Source organism: Streptomyces sp. SD15, from assembly GCF_054462255.1.
In genome coordinates this window covers 1-986 of sequence record NZ_JBTLMO010000144.1, presented here as the reverse complement: position 1 = coordinate 986, position 986 = coordinate 1, and the positions used below count along the sequence as shown (strand labels likewise).

Sequence of the window (986 nt, the reverse complement as noted above, 5' to 3'; positions counted from 1 at the left end):
CCCCTGACACACCATCAGCCAACTACACTCCGGACGACGCCTCTGACCAGACCAGATAGCGAAACGCTGCTGGAGTACTAGGACCTGTCCGGCGGATCGGGTCGGAGGGAAGCAGCGGCGCCTTGTCAGCGCACCAGACCCCGCGTCTCCGGCATGATCCGCCGGACAGGCCCTAGCGGGCGGGACTGGGCGGACGGCGGCCCTCCGACCCCCGGCGGCAGGACCGGGAACCTTCCTCGGGCGTGGCGCACCGGGCGGTCCGCGGAGCGTGAGGCGGTGCCCGGCGCCCCCACGGCCGGCACCGCCTCGGGACCGGCGTGGTGGGCTCCATGGGACGCAGAGAGCGGCGCGCCGCCCTCTGCGTCCGCGAGTACGTCAGTCGATGCCGCGTACGACGTACGGTTCCCAGGTGTCGTCCTCGTCGACGCCGGCGAGCCGCAGCGGCGGGGCGGAGGCCGCCGGAACGTCCTGGGACTGTCTGCTGTGTTCCTCCGGGGTGTCGTACACCTGGTCCTCCTGCTGGGTCGGCTCAGTAGCGGTAGTGGTCCGGCTTGTACGGGCCTTCGACCTCTACGCCGATGTACGAGGCCTGCTCGGGGCGGAGCGTGGTGAGCTTCACGCCGAGGGCGTCGAGGTGGAGGCGGGCGACCTTCTCGTCGAGGTGCTTGGGCAGCACGTAGACGTCGATCGGGTACTCGGACGGCTTGGTGAACAGCTCGATCTGGGCCAGCGTCTGGTCCGCGAAGGAGTTGGACATCACGAACGACGGGTGACCGGTGGCGTTGCCCAGGTTCAGCAGACGGCCCTCGGACAGCACGATGATCACCTTGCCGTCCGGGAAGGTCCAGGTGTGGACCTGCGGCTTGACCTCGTCCTTGACGATGCCGGGCACCTTGGCGAGGCCCGCCGTGTCGATCTCGTTGTCGAAGTGGCCGATGTTCCCGACGATCGCCTGGTGCTTCATCCTGGCCATGTCCGAGGCCATG

Annotated in this window: 2 protein-coding genes; both read right to left on the bottom strand. The window is 69.1% G+C overall.

The genetic code is table 11. The features are described 5' to 3' along the window. Window positions 1-375: 375 nt before the first annotated feature. Window positions 376-507, bottom strand: a complete 132-nt coding sequence (locus ACX28W_RS43920) for a hypothetical protein (RefSeq protein WP_459005694.1) — start codon at window positions 505-507, stop codon at window positions 376-378. Window positions 508-529: 22 nt separating this feature from the next. Continuing rightward, window positions 530-986, bottom strand: a 457-nt coding sequence (locus ACX28W_RS43915; protein WP_459005693.1) for an adenosylhomocysteinase, incomplete at its 5' end; no start/stop codon positions are given.